This is a genomic window from Nocardia sp. CDC519 (assembly GCF_059509835.1).
The window spans coordinates 1,950,608-1,965,400 of sequence record NZ_CM183377.1; the positions used below are offsets into that span (position 1 = coordinate 1,950,608).

General features: G+C 69.7%; 17 protein-coding genes and 1 riboswitch. Of the genes, 9 read left to right on the forward strand and 8 right to left on the reverse strand.

The window, feature by feature from the left end:
- Positions 1-13: 13 nt before the first annotated feature.
- Positions 14-85: riboswitch (guanidine-III (ykkC-III) riboswitch) on the reverse strand.
- 137 nt (positions 86-222) lie between these two features.
- A complete protein-coding gene (locus AC5W7N_RS08705; protein WP_195019801.1) occupies positions 223-684 on the forward strand; it encodes a PaaI family thioesterase in 462 nt (153 codons plus the stop codon).
- Between the two features lie 46 nt (positions 685-730).
- Here AC5W7N_RS08705 and AC5W7N_RS08710 read toward each other — a convergent pair whose 3' ends face one another.
- The 4 genes from AC5W7N_RS08710 to AC5W7N_RS08725 form a co-directional block, all read right to left on the reverse strand.
- Positions 731-1,690 carry an SMP-30/gluconolactonase/LRE family protein gene (locus AC5W7N_RS08710; RefSeq protein ID WP_195019800.1) on the reverse strand — a complete coding sequence of 320 codons (960 nt, stop codon included), beginning with the start codon at positions 1,688-1,690 and terminating at the stop codon, positions 731-733.
- Between the two features lie 247 nt (positions 1,691-1,937).
- On the reverse strand, positions 1,938-2,339 hold the full coding sequence (locus AC5W7N_RS08715) for a PaaI family thioesterase (RefSeq protein ID WP_163816911.1): 402 nt from the start codon (positions 2,337-2,339) through the stop codon (positions 1,938-1,940).
- 24 nt (positions 2,340-2,363) lie between these two features.
- The gene (locus AC5W7N_RS08720) at positions 2,364-3,113 is read right to left on the reverse strand and encodes an SDR family oxidoreductase (RefSeq protein WP_163816913.1); all 750 of its coding nucleotides are present in this window, start codon (positions 3,111-3,113) and stop codon (positions 2,364-2,366) included.
- Positions 3,114-3,174: 61 nt separating this feature from the next.
- Positions 3,175-3,561 (reverse strand): Rv1352/Rv1906c domain-containing protein, encoded by a 387-nt coding sequence (locus AC5W7N_RS08725; protein ID WP_195019798.1) that lies wholly within the window; start codon positions 3,559-3,561, stop codon positions 3,175-3,177.
- 249 nt (positions 3,562-3,810) lie between these two features.
- Here AC5W7N_RS08725 and AC5W7N_RS08730 point away from each other — a divergent pair, with 249 nt between their 5' ends.
- From AC5W7N_RS08730 to AC5W7N_RS08745, 4 genes are all read left to right on the forward strand, one after another.
- The gene (locus AC5W7N_RS08730) at positions 3,811-4,317 is read left to right on the forward strand and encodes a sigma-70 family RNA polymerase sigma factor (protein WP_228806743.1); all 507 of its coding nucleotides are present in this window, start codon (positions 3,811-3,813) and stop codon (positions 4,315-4,317) included.
- Positions 4,318-4,498: 181 nt separating this feature from the next.
- Positions 4,499-5,785 (forward strand): N-acetylmuramoyl-L-alanine amidase, encoded by a 1,287-nt coding sequence (locus AC5W7N_RS08735; RefSeq protein ID WP_195019797.1) that lies wholly within the window; start codon positions 4,499-4,501, stop codon positions 5,783-5,785.
- Positions 5,786-5,844: 59 nt separating this feature from the next.
- Positions 5,845-6,879 (forward strand): CobW family GTP-binding protein, encoded by a 1,035-nt coding sequence (locus AC5W7N_RS08740; protein ID WP_195019796.1) that lies wholly within the window; start codon positions 5,845-5,847, stop codon positions 6,877-6,879.
- Between the two features lie 192 nt (positions 6,880-7,071).
- Entirely contained in the window at positions 7,072-7,260 is a 189-nt protein-coding gene (locus AC5W7N_RS08745) for a hypothetical protein (RefSeq protein WP_163816922.1), read from the forward strand.
- 48 nt (positions 7,261-7,308) lie between these two features.
- Here the strand turns inward: AC5W7N_RS08745 and AC5W7N_RS08750 are convergent, their stop codons facing one another.
- The 4 genes from AC5W7N_RS08750 to AC5W7N_RS08765 form a co-directional block, all read right to left on the reverse strand.
- Positions 7,309-8,313 (reverse strand): AraC family transcriptional regulator ligand-binding domain-containing protein, encoded by a 1,005-nt coding sequence (locus AC5W7N_RS08750; protein WP_163816924.1) that lies wholly within the window; start codon positions 8,311-8,313, stop codon positions 7,309-7,311.
- A gap of 211 nt (positions 8,314-8,524) precedes the next feature.
- Positions 8,525-8,956, reverse strand: coding sequence for a molybdenum cofactor biosynthesis protein MoaE (locus AC5W7N_RS08755; protein ID WP_195019795.1), 432 nt, complete (start codon positions 8,954-8,956; stop codon positions 8,525-8,527).
- Positions 8,943-9,938 carry a bifunctional molybdenum cofactor biosynthesis protein MoaC/MoaB gene (moaCB, locus tag AC5W7N_RS08760; protein WP_228815571.1) on the reverse strand — a complete coding sequence of 332 codons (996 nt, stop codon included), beginning with the start codon at positions 9,936-9,938 and terminating at the stop codon, positions 8,943-8,945. Before moaCB ends, AC5W7N_RS08755 begins: the two co-directional genes overlap by 14 nt.
- A gap of 38 nt (positions 9,939-9,976) precedes the next feature.
- The gene (locus tag AC5W7N_RS08765) at positions 9,977-11,197 is read right to left on the reverse strand and encodes a molybdopterin molybdotransferase MoeA (RefSeq protein WP_195019794.1); all 1,221 of its coding nucleotides are present in this window, start codon (positions 11,195-11,197) and stop codon (positions 9,977-9,979) included.
- Positions 11,198-11,327: 130 nt separating this feature from the next.
- On the opposite strand from AC5W7N_RS08765, the gene moaA reads away from it, so the two are divergent.
- The 4 genes from moaA (at position 11,328) to AC5W7N_RS08785 (ending at position 14,755) form a co-directional block, all read left to right on the forward strand.
- Positions 11,328-12,386, forward strand: a complete 1,059-nt coding sequence (gene moaA / locus AC5W7N_RS08770) for a GTP 3',8-cyclase MoaA (RefSeq protein ID WP_195019793.1) — start codon at positions 11,328-11,330, stop codon at positions 12,384-12,386.
- Positions 12,379-12,621, forward strand: a complete 243-nt coding sequence (locus AC5W7N_RS08775; protein ID WP_163816931.1) for a MoaD/ThiS family protein — start codon at positions 12,379-12,381, stop codon at positions 12,619-12,621. Before moaA ends, AC5W7N_RS08775 begins: the two co-directional genes overlap by 8 nt.
- Positions 12,622-12,759: 138 nt before the next feature.
- Complete coding sequence (locus tag AC5W7N_RS08780) at positions 12,760-13,473, forward strand: YciI family protein (RefSeq protein ID WP_163816933.1); 714 nt, start codon at positions 12,760-12,762, stop codon at positions 13,471-13,473.
- A gap of 13 nt (positions 13,474-13,486) precedes the next feature.
- The gene (locus AC5W7N_RS08785; RefSeq protein WP_195019792.1) at positions 13,487-14,755 is read left to right on the forward strand and encodes an RNA polymerase sigma factor; all 1,269 of its coding nucleotides are present in this window, start codon (positions 13,487-13,489) and stop codon (positions 14,753-14,755) included.
- Positions 14,756-14,793: the final 38 nt, after the last annotated feature.

The window sequence follows — 14,793 nt, forward strand, 5'->3', positions numbered from 1 at the left end:
GGTGTCCCTTTCGGAAATACCGTCTTGTCGGTGCCCGGGTACGGTTTCGATCGTCCGGTCGGCCGCTGGGAGGTGGCGGCCTCGTTTCTCATGATAACCACCTACCGCGGGAGGCTCCGCCATGCCAGTATTGGCGCAGTGCCAATATCGGGGTACCGAGGGCACCCATCTGGTCCGGGCACCACGTCCGGGCGTTCGAGTCTGTCGAAAGGACTGTTGCGCATGAGCGAGGTCACCCCTCCCTTCGCCGAGATCGTGAACGCGGCGATGGAGCACACCATCCCGATCGCGCACACCATGGGGGTGCAGGCGGTCGAGGTGCGTCGCGGATACGCGGCCACCACGGTGCCCGTGGCGGGCAACGGCAACCACTTCGGGGTGATGTACGCCGGCGTGCTGTTCACCGTCGCCGAGATCCTCGGTGGTGCGATCGCCGTCGCCACCTTCGACAACTCGGAGTTCTATCCGCTGGTCAAGGATCTGCACATCTACTTCCGTAAGCCGGCCAAGACCGATGTGCGGGCCGAGGCGACACTGTCCGACGCCGAGATCGACCGGATCGTCGCGGAGGCCACCGCGGCGGGCAAGTCCGATTTCACCTTGACGGCGGTGGTCACCGACGCCGACGGCGTGGTGGTCGCGGAAACCGAAGGGCTCTACCAGCTCCGGGCGCACGGCAAGTAGCGTGCGGGCGGGCGGTAGGCGATGGCCCGCCGCCCGTCGTCGATCGTCAGTTCCCCTGGTTCAACCGGATGCGCAGCACATCGCCGCCCTCGGTGCCGGCGAACACCGTCGAGTCCGGGCCGGGGGACACCGCGAGCGCGGTGATCGGCTGGGTGGTGGCCACGGTGCAGGTGGCGCCGGTGGCGACGTCCACGCGGGCCAGCCTGCCGGTCGCGGTGCTCACATAGAGCATGCCGTCCGGGGCGATGGTGAGATCGTCGGGCAGCGCGGGCGGATTCGAATGCGGCGACAGATCGGCCACCACGCTCGGATGCGCCGGATCGGCGATCGGCACCCGCAGCACGCGCGCGGTCGGACTCGACAGCAGCGTCACATACAGCGCGTCGTCGTGCGCCACCAGGCCGTTGAGGCCGAAATCCTGTGGTGCGGCTGCGGTCCACTCACGATCGATGCTGCCGTCGCGGCGCACCCGGATGATGCCGCCGCCGGTGTCGGTGATGTAGAGGTAGCCGTCCTCGTCGAACGCGGCGCCATTGGCCATGCCGATGTTGTCGACGAAGACCTCCGGCACCGGGTTCGCCGCGGTCGGGTCGAACCGGACCACGCCGCCGGTCTTCATGATCGTGCTGGTGGTGATGTTGCCGAAGTTGACGTACATCAGCCCGTCCGGGCCGGGCCGTACGGCGCCGGGGAAGGTGACCGGCACGGTGGCGGTGAGGTTGCCCGCCCTGTCGTAGCGCTCGACGACATTGCGGAAGATGCGCGAAACCCAGAGGTTGCCCTCGGCATCGAAGCCGACGTTCTCCGACCAGTCCAGCAGCGGGACCCGCGCCGCCGTCGCCGTGGACACCGCGGCGGGCGGGCAGGAGGCCGGGTCGGCGAGGGCGGGAGCCGGTGCCAGGAAACCGGCAGCGACCGCGAGCAATGCGGCAGCGGGTGCGCCGAGGAGGCGGCGGCCGGTGAAGCGACGGCGCGGACTGCGGGGTCCCGGATGCGCGTTCGGCAAGACAATCCCGTCTCTGCTGGTGTTCGGTGGGCCGAGCGGGATCGTAGGATGCCGGGCGAGGCCCTCGCAACCCGTCGGGATGGGGGAGCGGGGGCGCGCGGAGTTCGCGGAAAGGTTGCCGCCGTGCGTTTTTGCGCGCCGCCCGGACCTGCTCCCCCCTCTCGGAACAGGTCCGGCCGGCATCGATGACGATGCCGCCGGACTCTCGAGACGGGCTTAAGACCGGCTTAAGGGGCCGCAGGCCCGATCACAGCACGGCTTGGGTCTGGGTCACCTTCGCGACGAGTTTGTCGGCGTCGTCGCGGATTTCGGTTTCCACCACGATGAACTTGCGGCCGGGGTGCAGCACGGTGCTGGAGGCGACCGCGTGGCCGGACCGGATCGCGCGCAGGAAGTTCGACTTGGACTCCACGGTCGTCGTACCGCTCGCGCCCTCGGGCAGGTTGAGGAACGCGCAGACCGCTGCCGTCGCATCCGCCAGCGACATGAGCACGCCGCCGTGCATCGCCCCGCCGAGGGTGCACAGCGACTCGTCCCAGGCGAGCCTGCTGCGGACCAGGCCGGGACCGTGTTCGAGTACTTCGACGCCGAGCCGTTCGGTGAACGGCATGGACTGGTGGAACAGCTGTGTACCTTCGGTATCGATCATGATCTCGAGTGTGCCGGACGCCGGTCAGCCGATCTTGGCGATCACCGCACGCGGCAGCCGGGGGAGGACGAGATCGAACAGCCGCCACGGCCATCCGGGTACACACGCACGCACCCGCTCGGCCTCGATCGCGGCGACCATCGCGGCGACGCCCTTGTCCAGCGGGGCGATCAACCGGGTGTCGCCGGCCTGGGTGACCATCTCGGTGGCGATGAAACCGGGCAGCAGGGTGGTCACCGCGATCGGCGAGGTGCGCAGTTCGGTGGCCAGCCCATCGCCGAGCGCGGCCAGCCCGGCCTTGCTCGCCGCGTACGCGGCCCGCTTGCCGGGGAATCCCCGGACGGCGCTCATCGAGGAGACCAGCACCAGGTGGCCGGAGTTCTGCTCACGGAAGATCTCCAGCGCGGCCTCCGCCTGGGCCAGTGCACTGACGAAATCGGTGGTGGCGGTCGCCAGATTGGCATCGGCGCGACCGGTGCCGACCTTGGCGCCCTTGCCGATCCCGGCGTTCACGATCACTCGATCGAGACCATCGAGCTCGTCGCGGAGTTCGCCGAACACCCCGGGGATCGCGGCGTGATCGTCGACGTCGAGCGCGCGCACCGCGACGGTGATACCGGGGTGCGCGGCCGTCAGTTCGTCGCGCAAGGCCTCGAGCGCGTCCACGCGGCGCGCGCACAGCGCGAGATCGCGGCCCTTGGCGGCGAATTGGCGCGCCATGCCCGCGCCGAGACCCGCGCTGGCGCCGGTGATCAGAATCCTGGTCCTCGTCATGGTTCGACCCTAGTGATGCTGAACAGTGCTCGATAGCGACCGGCGAGCCGGTGGCATTCGATCAGCCGCGGGTCGGGAGGGCGCCGGCGGACCCGCTGTTCGGCGGCGTGGGCAATTGTCGCCACGGACCGCAATTCACCGTTCGGAAGGCCACATCGTGCGCTTCGATCAATACCCGGACCGGCCGTTCGCGGGTGTAATTGTTGGCCCGGACATATCGCATATCGGTGTTGTCGCCCTCGACCTTCCACAGCCGCCGCCAATCGCAGCCGTGTGCCGGGTCGGGTGTGCCGGGCGCTTCCCACAATCCGGGGTTGATATCGACGCCGACGATATAGACGCCGTCGTGCGGCATCTCGGGGGCCGGTGCGGCGGCAGCGGTCCCACCGCCGAGCAATGTGGTGACCGAAGCGATGGCTCCGGCGATGACCAGCGTGCCTGCACGCATGACGATGTCTCCTCGAATCCCGCAAGGTCGCCGCCGGGAAGCGGCCGGTCTGAGATCCCCGAATCTCCCCGGCAGATCTACCAGACGGGTGCACCCCCATTGGGCGATTCGGGGAATTTCGTCGATTCGCACAATTTCCTCGATGTGAGTGATGTCACCGAGGCCGCGATGCGCGATATCTCTTACATGACAGGTCGTCGCTCGGCTCGAATGGTTTCCGGATCCGCGTGTGGGACGCGGTGCGCTCGTTTGTGCACCGACGACGGCCTGGCCTCCGTGCTGGCCGAGGACCGCGCATTACTGCACTGGCGCGCCATGCACGCGCTCGGCGATCAAGGGCTGGCCGAGCAGGCCGTCCAGGAGACGCTGCTGCGGGCCTGGCGTTCCTGTGCCCGCTTCGACGAACGTAAGGGCAGCCTGCGGACCTGGCTGCTGGCCATCGAGCGCAATGTCCTGATCGATATGGCGCGGGCGCGCGCGAGCAGGCCCGGCGACACCGGGTGGGAAGAGGTCTCCGAACTCAGCGATGTCCGCTATTCGCATCCGGACTTCGCCGACGGCCTTGTCGACGGTTTGCTGGTCGACGATCTACTCGCCCGATTGACCGATTCGCAGCGCGCCGCGGTGGTCGAAGTGATCCTGCGGGACCGCGCCTATCAGGAGGTCGCGGCCGAATTCGGCGTCCCGGTGGGCACGGTGAAGACCAGGGTGCACTACGCGCTGCGCACCCTGCGGCAGCTGCCGCAAGCCGCCTGACCTGCGCTGACACCCCTTCCTCCGGCCCCCGGCGCGAAACGGTCGTGGCTCAGATCACACTTCCGTAACGAGGGTTGCGCTGCGGTTGCCGCTGTGACCAGAGTGAACCACTGGGTTTGGTGTTGCTAGTGGGAAGCTAGTGGGAAGGGAGGGGCGCTCCGTCCCGGAGCGCCGACCGCATATGAAGCCGAACTTCGTCAAGGCTGGTCTCTGCGCCGTCGTCGGTACGGCCATGGCGCTCGCTCCGTCCGCCGTCACCGCGACCGCCGCACCGGTATCGCCCGACATGGCCACCAAACTGGCGGGCAGAACCGTCTTCCTCGATCCGGGCCACCAGGGGCCGAACCACACCGAGAACCTCGCGCGCCAGGTCAGCGACGGCCGCGGCGGCACGAAGGACTGCCAGACCACCGGCATGACCACCGTCAACGGCGTCGCCGAACACACCATCAATTGGAACGTCGCCCAGCTGGTCAAGACCTCACTGGAAAGCCTCGGCGCCCGCGTCGTGCTCAGCCGCCAGGACGACAGCGGTTGGGGCGGGTGCATCGACGAGCGCGCCGCGGCCGCCAACGCCTCCGGGGCCGCCGTGGCGGTCAGCATCCACGCCGACGGAGCGCCCGCGCAGTATCGCGGGTTCCACGTCATCGTGCCGCAGTTGCCGATCCCCGACCCCGCGGCCGACCGGGTGCAGTCGACGGCCGGGTTGGCGGCGTCGAAGGCGATGCGCGATGCCTACCTGTCGTCGGGCTTCCCGTCGGCGAACTACGCGGGCGTGGTGGACGGCTTGCAGACCCGCGCCGACGTCGCCGGGCCCGCGTTGACGACCGTGCCCGATGTGTTCATCGAGATGGGCAACGGCGCCAACCCCGAGGATGCCGCGCTGCTGGAATCCGGCGACGGGCAGTTGAAGCACGCCATCGCCATCACCACCGGACTGGTGAGCTTCCTGCTCGGCGCACCGCCGTCGGCCGATACCCCGGTCGGGGCGCCCGATACCGGCGTCGATACCCCCGCGGTGGCTCCTGCGCCGCAGGACCCGGCTCCGACGACGACCTCTGCGGCGCCGACCACGACCGCCGCTGCGGAACCGGCCCCGGCCGGGGCGCCGACTCCCGCGCAGACCACCGCGCCGGCGCCGACCACCACCACGCCACCGGCGGCTCCCGCGCAACGGCCTGGCGTGAACAACTCCCGTACGGCACCCGGCTCCGACGCGCCGCAGACCCGGTCCGCGCCGGCGACCACGCCGAAGTCGACGCCGAGCACCACCAAGGCGCCGAGCGGGTCCAGCAGCACCTCCCCGGAAGCGCGGACCGGCGATTCCGACGACGGCGTCGTCGGCACCGTGATGGAACTGCTGATGCCGCTGGCGAAGGCGCTCGGCATGGACGACACCGCGATCACCGCGGAGCTGATCAACCTGGCCTACACGCTGGCCGCCGCCCTGTTCGCGCCGACGGACTGACCCTAGGCCGCATCCGGCCGTGGGGAGAGGGTGTCGGCGGATGCCAGTAGGGTGTCCGGGTGGCCCAGTCGATTCCTGTCGTGATCGTCGCCGGGTTCCTCGGGTCCGGCAAGACGACATTGCTCAACCATCTGCTCCGCGATAATCGCGGCACCCGGATCGGGGTCGTCGTCAACGACTTCGGCGCGATCAATATCGACGCGATGCTGGTGGCGGGCCAGGTCGACGCCATGGTCTCGCTCGGCAACGGCTGCGTGTGCTGTGCGGTCGACGTCAGCGAATTGGATGAGCTCTTCGACCGGCTCGCCCAGCCGAGCGCCCGCATCGACGTCATCGTGGTCGAGGCCAGCGGCCTGGCCGAACCGCGCAACCTGATTCGCATGGTGGCGGCCAGCGAGAATCCGCGCATCCGCTACGGCGGCCTGGTGGAAGTGGTCGACGCCGAACAGTTCCCGGCGCACCGGGAGCGTCATCCGGAACTGGCCGATCATCTGCGGCTGGCCGATCTGGTGGTGGTCAACAAGGCCGATCGGGTCGAACCGGCGCAGCTCGCACCGCTGCGCGCGGAGATCGCCACGCTGATCGAGCCTGCCCCGGTGTACGCGACCAGCCACGGCCGGATCGAACCTGGCCTGCTGTTCGACGAACCGTTGCGCGAAGCTCCGCGGGTGGCCGAGCAATTGAGCTTCGACGAACTGCTCGCCGAGCATCAGCACGATCCCACCGACGGCCACCGCCATCTGCACGACGAGTACCTCACCGTGTCGTTCACCAGCTCCCGCGATCTGGATCCGAGGCAACTGATCGGCTTCTTCGAGGATCCGCCGCCGGGATTGTTCCGCGCCAAGGGATTCGCCGCATTCGCGGTCGCCGGTGAGCATCGCAAGTTCGTTCTGCACATGGTAGGAAGACATCTCGTATGCGAGCCGGCCGCATGGCGGCGCGGCGAGGATCGCCGCAGCAGGCTGGTTCTCATCGGTGCCGGTCTGGATACCGAACTGGCGCTGAAACGCCTGAACGAGACGGTGCACGCCGGCGAGCAATTGCTGGACGAGGCCTCGATGCTGCCGGTATGGCGATACGTGCCGCACTGAGTCGGCGGCCGGATAATCCGAAATTGGCGCGTTTATCACCAATGTGGCGCAATAGGCGCTGGCGCGACCGTGCCGGTCGCACAAAACTCGTCATCATGTTCGTCGTGTCGCCGCACTAGGCGTGTCGCCTCGTGGGCCCCCGGTGCACTGCGGACAGTTTCGAAGTTCGCTTGTTGACGAGGGGAGAGTGTCATGTACGCGACCAGGGAGACTGCCACTGCATATGTGATCGCCGCGCTGGAGGCCAAAGGTACGGCCACCCGCTACGATTTCGACGTACCGGCCATTGTCGCCGCGTCCCACGCGGCCGCCAGAAGCTGGGACTTCCGTTCCCTCGAGGGCGGCACCTTCTGGCGCATCGCCGCGCGATTCCTGAAATAACATCCGGACCGGTGCAACGTCGCCGGCCCCGGGTCGGGTCGGCGGCGTTCAGTCCAACTGCTCGCACCGGCGATGCGAGCCGGTGATCGACCAGCGTCGCGCCGCCCGCCGCAGCGAACCCGGATCGGTGTACCCGAGCAGCTGAGCCTGCCGGGCCCGGGTGATCGGACCGGTCGCGGTGGCCTCCGCGAGCCGCGCCGCGCGCGCCCGGTCCACCTCCTGACGCCAGGTCGTTCCGGCCTCCATCAGCCTTCGCTGCAGGGTGCGTGGGCTGGTCGCCATCCTGCGCGCTACCGCTTCCAGCGATACCTCACCGACTTCCAAGGCCTTGGCCAGAGCCGTCGCGACCTGCTCCGCCCAGGTGGTGGCCAGCGGCGGAGGCGGCGGCAGCGCGTCGGCCAACGGCTTGAGCACCGTGGCGAGAGTGGGATCGGTGGAGGTGAGCGGCAGATTCATATCTGCGGCGCGGAAGGTCACCGCGTCGATGGGTGCCCGGAATTCGATATCGGTGGTGCCGAAGAGTTCGACAAAGGCGTTCAGCGACGGCGGTGGCTCGCGCCGCAGCTGCACCCGTATCGGGATCACCGGCGCGGCGATCACCAGGCGGCTGCGCGCCACGACGGCGGCCAGCCCCCACAGATGAATCCGGTCTCGGCTGTAGCCATCGGTGTCGACCATCTCGATCGACAGCGTCACTTCGTCGTCGTCCTGGACCAGACCCCAGCGATGGTTGGTGGTCACGGCGGTGACATACGGTCCGAGAGTGCGCAACCCGGAGCCGAGATCGGGTGCGGTGGAGAACAGGTAGTCGTACAGGCCGAGCGCGCCCATGCTGTAGCGGTTCGCCACGCGCAGCGGGACGGCCGGATCGCCGAGCTCGTGTTCGGCGACCTCCCACAGGCGCGCGAAGATCTCGCTCGGCACATACGCCTCGGGGCTGGCAAGGGCCCATGACGGGAGCCCGATGTCCCGGATCAGTTTGTCTCGGTCCAATCCGGCCGCAGTGAGTTCGCCGATGACGAACCGATGCAACGTGACTTGGTCAGAACGCATGCCCTCTCCTGCGGGAGATCTACAAGCACCTGACGGCCACCGTATACGGACATCCCATGACTCGTCACGAAACGAGGCCAGAGTTTACCCGAAAGAATCCCCGCGTAAACACGGAAAATCTGTCTCGTATGCGACATCTCGCGAGCGCGTCATCCTGTCGCGGTAACGACAATCCGGCCGTGGCTCGAGTGCTCCGCCGCAGGTCGAACGCTCAGCCGCAGGCGTTGACCCATTCCGATAGCCCGTCGGCGAACAGCTGTCGCTTCCAGATCGGCACCTCGTGTTTGATCCGGTCCACCAGTTCGGCACAGGCGGCGAAGGCTTCGGCCCGATGCGGCGCGGCGACGGCCACCACGATGGCGAGATCGCCGATCGTCAGGCTGCCCACCCGGTGTACCGCGGCCACCGGCAGCCCGGAGGCGTCGGCCTGCTCCGCGCAGCAACGACGCAGAAAGCGTTGCGCGTCCGGATGTGCCGAATACTCCAGCGCCGAGACCGCCTGCCCACCATCGTGGTTGCGTACCACCCCGGTGAACACGACCACCGCGCCGTGCTCGGGGCCCGCGACGGCGGCGTCGACCACCGCCGGATCCAGTGGCCGATCACTGATCTCGGCCAGCCGCACCAGATCACCCGTTGTCATGGTCACCGCCTCCCGCGACCTGAGCCAGCAGATGCCCGAGCAACGGCTCGAGCACCGCGATACCGTCTTTGACCCCGCCGGGGGAGCCGGGCAGGTTCACGATCACCGTCCGGCCGGCCAGTCCCGCCACCCCGCGGCTCAATGCGGCGAGCGGGAACTTCGCGGTGCCGCGCTGCCGGATGGCCTCGGCGACGCCGGGCAGCTCCCGATCCAGCACGGCGAGGGTGGCTTCCGGGGTGGCGTCGGTGGGGGAGGCGCCCGTGCCGCCGGTGGTGACGACCAGCTCGGGCGCGTCACCCAATGCCTCGGCCAGGCCGGCCGCAATATCGGCGTCGGCGTAGATCAGCGGGCCACGTACCGAGAACCCGAGGCCGCGCAGCCATTCGGTGAGGGCGGGACCGGTGGTATCGGTGCGCGTGCCCGCGGCCGCGCCGGTCGAGGCGACCAGCACGACGGCGGACTTGCCGGGCCGCGCGGACTCGGTGGACACCTCGGTGGCACGCGCATCGGAGGGGGTGGCGGGAACCACCCGATCGGCGCCGCCGGACTCGGCCGCGGGCCGTTCCCAATGCCCGTGCTTGCCACCGTCTTTGGTGAGTAGTCGGACTCCGGTCAGCACGGCCGCCGGATCGACGGCCTTGACCATGTCGTGCAGTGTGAGCCCGGCGACGGCCACCGCGGTCAGCGCCTCCATCTCGACACCGGTGGGCCCCTTGGTCTTCGCGGTGGCCTCGATGGTGATCGAATCCTCGGTGAACCCGAAGGCCACCTTTACCGAGGACAACGCCAGCTGATGGCACAGCGGAATCAGCTCGGAGGTCTTCTTCGCGCCCGCTATGCCGGCGATCCGGGCGGTGGAGAGTACATCGGCCTTGGGCATATCGTCGGCGCGCACCAAGGCGACCACCTCGGCGGTGGTGCGCAGCTCACCCGCCGCGACCGCGACCCTGGTCGTCTCGGCCTTGGCGCTCACATCAACCATATGGGCGCGGCCCTCGGCGTCCACATGCGACAACTCGTTCACAGCGACCACACTCGCACAGTCGCGCCGACCGGCAGAGCATCGACCTCGGCGGGCACATCGATGAGCACATCGGCCGCCGCCATGCTCGCGACCAGGTGCGAGCCGGGCCCGGACACCACCTCCACCGCGCGCGGCCCGCCCGCGGTACGGGCCAGCCGGCCCCGAAGGAATTGGCGGCGGCCCCGTGGTGAACGGATGGCGCTCAGCAGGGGCAGTTCGAAGACCTCCACCTCGGGCAGCCCGGCCAGGCGGCGCAGCATCGGACGGGCGAACACCTCGAACGAGACCATCGCGCTGACCGGATTACCGGGGAAGCTGAGCACCGGAACGCCATCGACCACGGTCGAACCCTGCGGGCCACCCGGCTGCACCGCCACCGAGCCGAACTGCCCGCCCATCGGTTCCAGGACGTCCTTGACCACTTCGAAATCGCCCTTGGACACCCCGCCGGTGGTGAACACCACGTCGGCCGAACGCGTTGCGGCCGACAGTATCCGGCGGAACTGCGCGGGCTGGTCGCCGCTGTGTTCGACGCCGGCGACGGCGACGCCGTTCGCGGTGAGCGCGGCGGCCAGCGCGATGCCGTTGGAGTCGTAGATCTGGCCCGGCGCCAGCGCGGTGCCCGCGGGGACCAGTTCGTCACCGCTGGTGATCACCACCGCCCGGATCGGCTCGAACACCCGCACCGACGGCAGGCCGACCGCCGCCAGCGCGGCGATATGCCGTGGCGCGAGCAGCGTCCCGGCGGGGACCAGTTCGTCACCGGCCCGGACGTCGGTGCCCGGTTCCCGCACGAACTCGCCCCGGCTGCGCCCGCGCTCGACGACGACGGCACCCGCCTCGCCGCGCGCGTCTTCCACCGGGACCACGCAGTCGGCGCCCGGCGGCACCGGCGCACCGGTCATCACCTTGCGCGCGGTGCCAGGCGCCAGCGGCTCCAGGCCGGGATCGCCTGCCGCGACCACGCCCGACAGCGGCAGTGTCACCGGTGTGACGGCCACGTCGGCGGCGCGCACCGCGTAGCCGTCCATCGCGGAGTTACGGAAGACCGGCAGGTCGACGGGGGCGCGCACGGTGTCGGCCAGCTGCCTGCCCAGGGCGGCGGACACGGCGACGGTCTCGACCGGTCGCGCCGCGAGCGGACGCAGCAGCGTCTCGATGCTGTCGCGATATTCGTCGACGGACCGGACGGCGACGGTGGCGGACCGGGTAGTCATGCGCTCAGCCTAATCGCAGGTCGCGGCCATGGTCGCGGCCATCGTCTCACCCCTGGACCGCGGCGATTGTGAGGTGTGGCGACGGTGACGGCGCCGTGGTGCCCAGCGGCCGACGGGTCATAATGGAGGGGTGACGCTGGTCGAGATGGGCATCCCCGCCGTGCGGTCCGGGCGTCCCTCGCTCGACGGCCGCCCCGAAACACCGCTGCTGGTGGACCGATTCGGCCGCGTCGCCCGCGACCTCAGGGTCTCGATCACCGAGAAATGCTCGCTGCGCTGCACCTACTGCATGCCGGAAGAGGGCCTGCCCGCCATTCCGCACGAGGAATTGCTGACCGCCGCCGAGATCGTCCGGTTGGTCGCGCTCGCCGTGCGTGAGCTGGGCATATGGGAGATCCGCTTCACCGGCGGCGAGCCGCTCATGCGCCGCGATCTGGAAGAGATCATCGCGGGCTGCCATGCGCAGGTACCGCAGACGCCGCTGGCCATGACCACCAACGGGGTCGGTCTGGAACATCGCGCCGAGGGACTGGCGCGCGCCGGGCTCGGCCGGGTCAACGTCTCGCTCGACACCGTCGACCGCTTCGGCTTCGCCACCCTCACCCGCCGCGACCGGCTCGACTCCGTGCTCGCAGGCATCCGCGCCGCCCGCGACGCCGGCCTGGCCCCGATGAAGGTCAACGCGGTGCTGATGCGCCAGACGCTCGCCGGTGCGCCCGACCTGCTGCGCTGGTGCCTGGACGAGGGCTGTGAGCTGCGGTTCATCGAGGAAATGCCGCTGGACGCCGATCACGAGTGGGCGCGCACGAACATGGTGACCGCGGCCGAACTGCTCGAGGTGCTCGGCACCCGATTCGAACTCACCGCCGCCGGGCGATCGGATCCGTCGGCGCCGGCGGAGCGCTGGCTGGTCGACGGCGGGCCCGCGACCGTCGGCATCATCGCGTCGGTGACCAGGAAGTTCTGCGATACCTGCGACCGCACCCGGCTCACCGCCGACGGCATGCTGCGCTCCTGCCTGTTCAGCGATCAGGAGTTCGACCTGCGCGCGGTGCTGCGCTCGGGCGCCGATGATGCCGAGATCGCCCAGCTGTGGCGGGGCGCGATGTGGAACAAGTGGGCGGGCCACGGCATCGACGCGGCCGGTTTCGTCCCACCCGAACGGACGATGGGAGCCATCGGTGGTTGAGGTCCGCTATTTCGCCGCCATCGCCGACGCGGTCGGCAAGGACACCGAAACGCTCGACCTACCCGCCGGGGCCACCGTCGGTGACCTGCGCACCGCCCTGGCCCGCGAGTACGGCCCCGACCTGGACAAGATGCTCGACGTCTGCGCCTATCTCGTCGGTGACGAACTCACCCGCGATGCCGCCGTCGCGTTGCCCCCGCGCGTCGACGTCCTGCCGCCGTTCGCCGGCGGCTGACCGGTTTTCGCACGGGCGTGAGCGGCCGGGCAGGCTGATCCGCATCGATGTCGGCAGCGATGTCGAGAACCGCGATCGTCATCCGTCGTGCTGATGAGAGGGGTATCGGGCTCCTCCGATTCGAGGAAGGATGACGCCATGCAGTACCTGGCATTGCTCGTCGGGCGCGATGACGATCCGGAAGCACTTCCGGGCAGCGCGGAGTTCGACGCGGAGGTCCAGCGGTACGCGGAATTCGAGGAGCGGGTCGCCGCCGCCATCGCGGGCGGTGCGGCGCTGTATCCGTCCAGTACCGCGGTGAACGTTACCCGTGACGGTGACACCACACTGCTCACCGACGGCCCGTTCGCCGAGGGTGCCGAGGTGGTCGGCGGGTTCTACGTCTTCGACGTGGCCGACCTCGACGAGGCCATCGGACTCGCCAGGCAGCTCCCCGCGGTCGAGACGGGTGCGGTCGAGTTGCGCCCGCTGGTGCAGTGGACCCCGCACGACACACCAGGGGCCGATTGGTGGATGGCGCTGCTGTGGGATCGCGCCGACGCGGTGATCGTCCCGGACACCCCGGAATGGGCGGCCGCGCTCACCGAGCACCAGCGCTTCGCCGACCGGGTCGGTGCGGCGAAACGCGGGGGCGGTGCGCTGCGGCCACCGTCATCGGCGACGACCTTGCGCATGCGGGAGGGCGAACTGTCCATCACCGACGGCCCCTTCGCCGAAACCGCGGAGGTGGTCGACGGGTTCTATCTGTTCGCGGCCCCTGATCGGCAAGCGGCCTCGGAGATCGCCGCCCAGATCCCGCTGGGCGCCAAGGGGCGCACCGAACTGCGCCAGATCGTCGACCTCGGCCAGTAGTAGCACTGTGTCCGTGACCACCGAGCCGGCCGAATTCGATCGCGTCTACCGCGCCGAGTTCGGCCGGGCTGTCGCCACGCTCGCTCGGCTGACCGGCGATGTCGGTCTGGCCGAGGACGCCGTTCAGGAAGCGTTCGCCGACGCGCTGCGCACCTGGCCCCGCCGCGGCAGTCCCGACAACCCCGGCGCCTGGATCACCACCGCCGCCCGGCACCGGGCCCTCGACCGTCTGCGGCGCGAATCCTCCCGCGAGGCCAAGGAATACGCTGCCGCCCGACTCGCACCCGAGGACGAGGAGCCGGATGTGGGCTCGATCGCCGACGATCAGCTGCGCATGATCTTCACCTGCTGTCATCCCGCGCTGGCGCCGGAATCCCGGGTCGCACTGACCTTGCGGCTGGTGTGCGGGCTGCGCACGGCCGAGATCGCGCGGGCGTTCCTGCAACCGGAATCCACGGTCGCGCAACGCCTCAGCCGGGCCAAGGCCAAGATCCGTGACGCGGGCATCCCGCTGCGGGTGCCGCCCCCGCAGCTGCTGCCCGAACGCACTCCGGCCGTGCTGGCCTGCATCTACCTGGTGTTCACCGAGGGCTATTTCGCCACGTCGGGCCCTGAGGCGGTGCGAGATGAGCTGTGCGATGAGGCGATTCGGCTCGGCACCCTGGTGTGCGAGCTGATGCCGGACGAGCCGGAGGCCAGGGCCCTGCTGGCGTTGATGCTGCTGACCGACAGCCGCCGCGCCCAACGTCGCGGTGCGGGCGGTGAGCTGATTCCGCTGGAGGAGCAGGATCGCCGCCGCTGGCACCGGACGAAAATCCGGGCGGGCCTCTCGTGTCTGGTCGCGGCCGCCGAGGAGGGCGGCGGCGGAAAGTACCTCGCGCAGGCCAGGATCGCCGCCTCACATGCCGTCGCCCCGAGCTGGGAGCAGACCGATTGGGCCGCCATCGTTTCCGCCTATGACGAGCTGAAGGCCGGTGCCTGGACACCCGCGATCGAGGTGAATCGCGCCGTCGCCATCGGCTTCCTCGACGGCCCGGAGGCCGGGCTCGCGGCCCTGGACGAGATCGCGGACCATCCGCGGCTCGCGGGCAACCATCTCGTCTCGGCCACGCGTGCGGACCTGTTGCGCCGGGCCGGTCGACATCGTGCGGCGGAGCGGCACTACCGCCAGGCCCTGGCGCGGATCGGCACCGATCCGGCGGCGCGGTTTCTGCGACGGCGCCTGGATGAGGTGATCGCCGCGCAGCAGGCGCACCCGGAGCAGCCGGAGCCGTCGAACTAGCGGCCGCTCAGCGCGTCGCGCCGGCGGAGTTCGGCGAG

What these genes read in the sequence shown, in the direction of transcription:
- AC5W7N_RS08705 (WP_195019801.1), top strand. Translation starts at nt 223, where the DNA reads ATGAGCGAGGTCACCCCTCCCTTCGCCGAGATCGTGAACGCGGCGATG.
- AC5W7N_RS08715 (WP_163816911.1), bottom strand. Translation starts at nt 2,339, where the DNA reads ATGATCGATACCGAAGGTACACAGCTGTTCCACCAGTCCATGCCGTTC.
- AC5W7N_RS08720 (WP_163816913.1), bottom strand. Translation starts at nt 3,113, where the DNA reads ATGACGAGGACCAGGATTCTGATCACCGGCGCCAGCGCGGGTCTCGGC.
- AC5W7N_RS08725 (WP_195019798.1), bottom strand. Translation starts at nt 3,561, where the DNA reads ATGCGTGCAGGCACGCTGGTCATCGCCGGAGCCATCGCTTCGGTCACC.
- AC5W7N_RS08735 (WP_195019797.1), top strand. Translation starts at nt 4,499, where the DNA reads ATGAAGCCGAACTTCGTCAAGGCTGGTCTCTGCGCCGTCGTCGGTACG.
- AC5W7N_RS08745 (WP_163816922.1), top strand. Translation starts at nt 7,072, where the DNA reads ATGTACGCGACCAGGGAGACTGCCACTGCATATGTGATCGCCGCGCTG.
- AC5W7N_RS08750 (WP_163816924.1), bottom strand. Translation starts at nt 8,313, where the DNA reads ATGCGTTCTGACCAAGTCACGTTGCATCGGTTCGTCATCGGCGAACTC.
- AC5W7N_RS08755 (WP_195019795.1), bottom strand. Translation starts at nt 8,956, where the DNA reads ATGACAACGGGTGATCTGGTGCGGCTGGCCGAGATCAGTGATCGGCCA.
- moaCB (WP_228815571.1), bottom strand. Translation starts at nt 9,938, where the DNA reads ATGGTTGATGTGAGCGCCAAGGCCGAGACGACCAGGGTCGCGGTCGCG.
- AC5W7N_RS08765 (WP_195019794.1), bottom strand. Translation starts at nt 11,197, where the DNA reads ATGACTACCCGGTCCGCCACCGTCGCCGTCCGGTCCGTCGACGAATAT.
- AC5W7N_RS08780 (WP_163816933.1), top strand. Translation starts at nt 12,760, where the DNA reads ATGCAGTACCTGGCATTGCTCGTCGGGCGCGATGACGATCCGGAAGCA.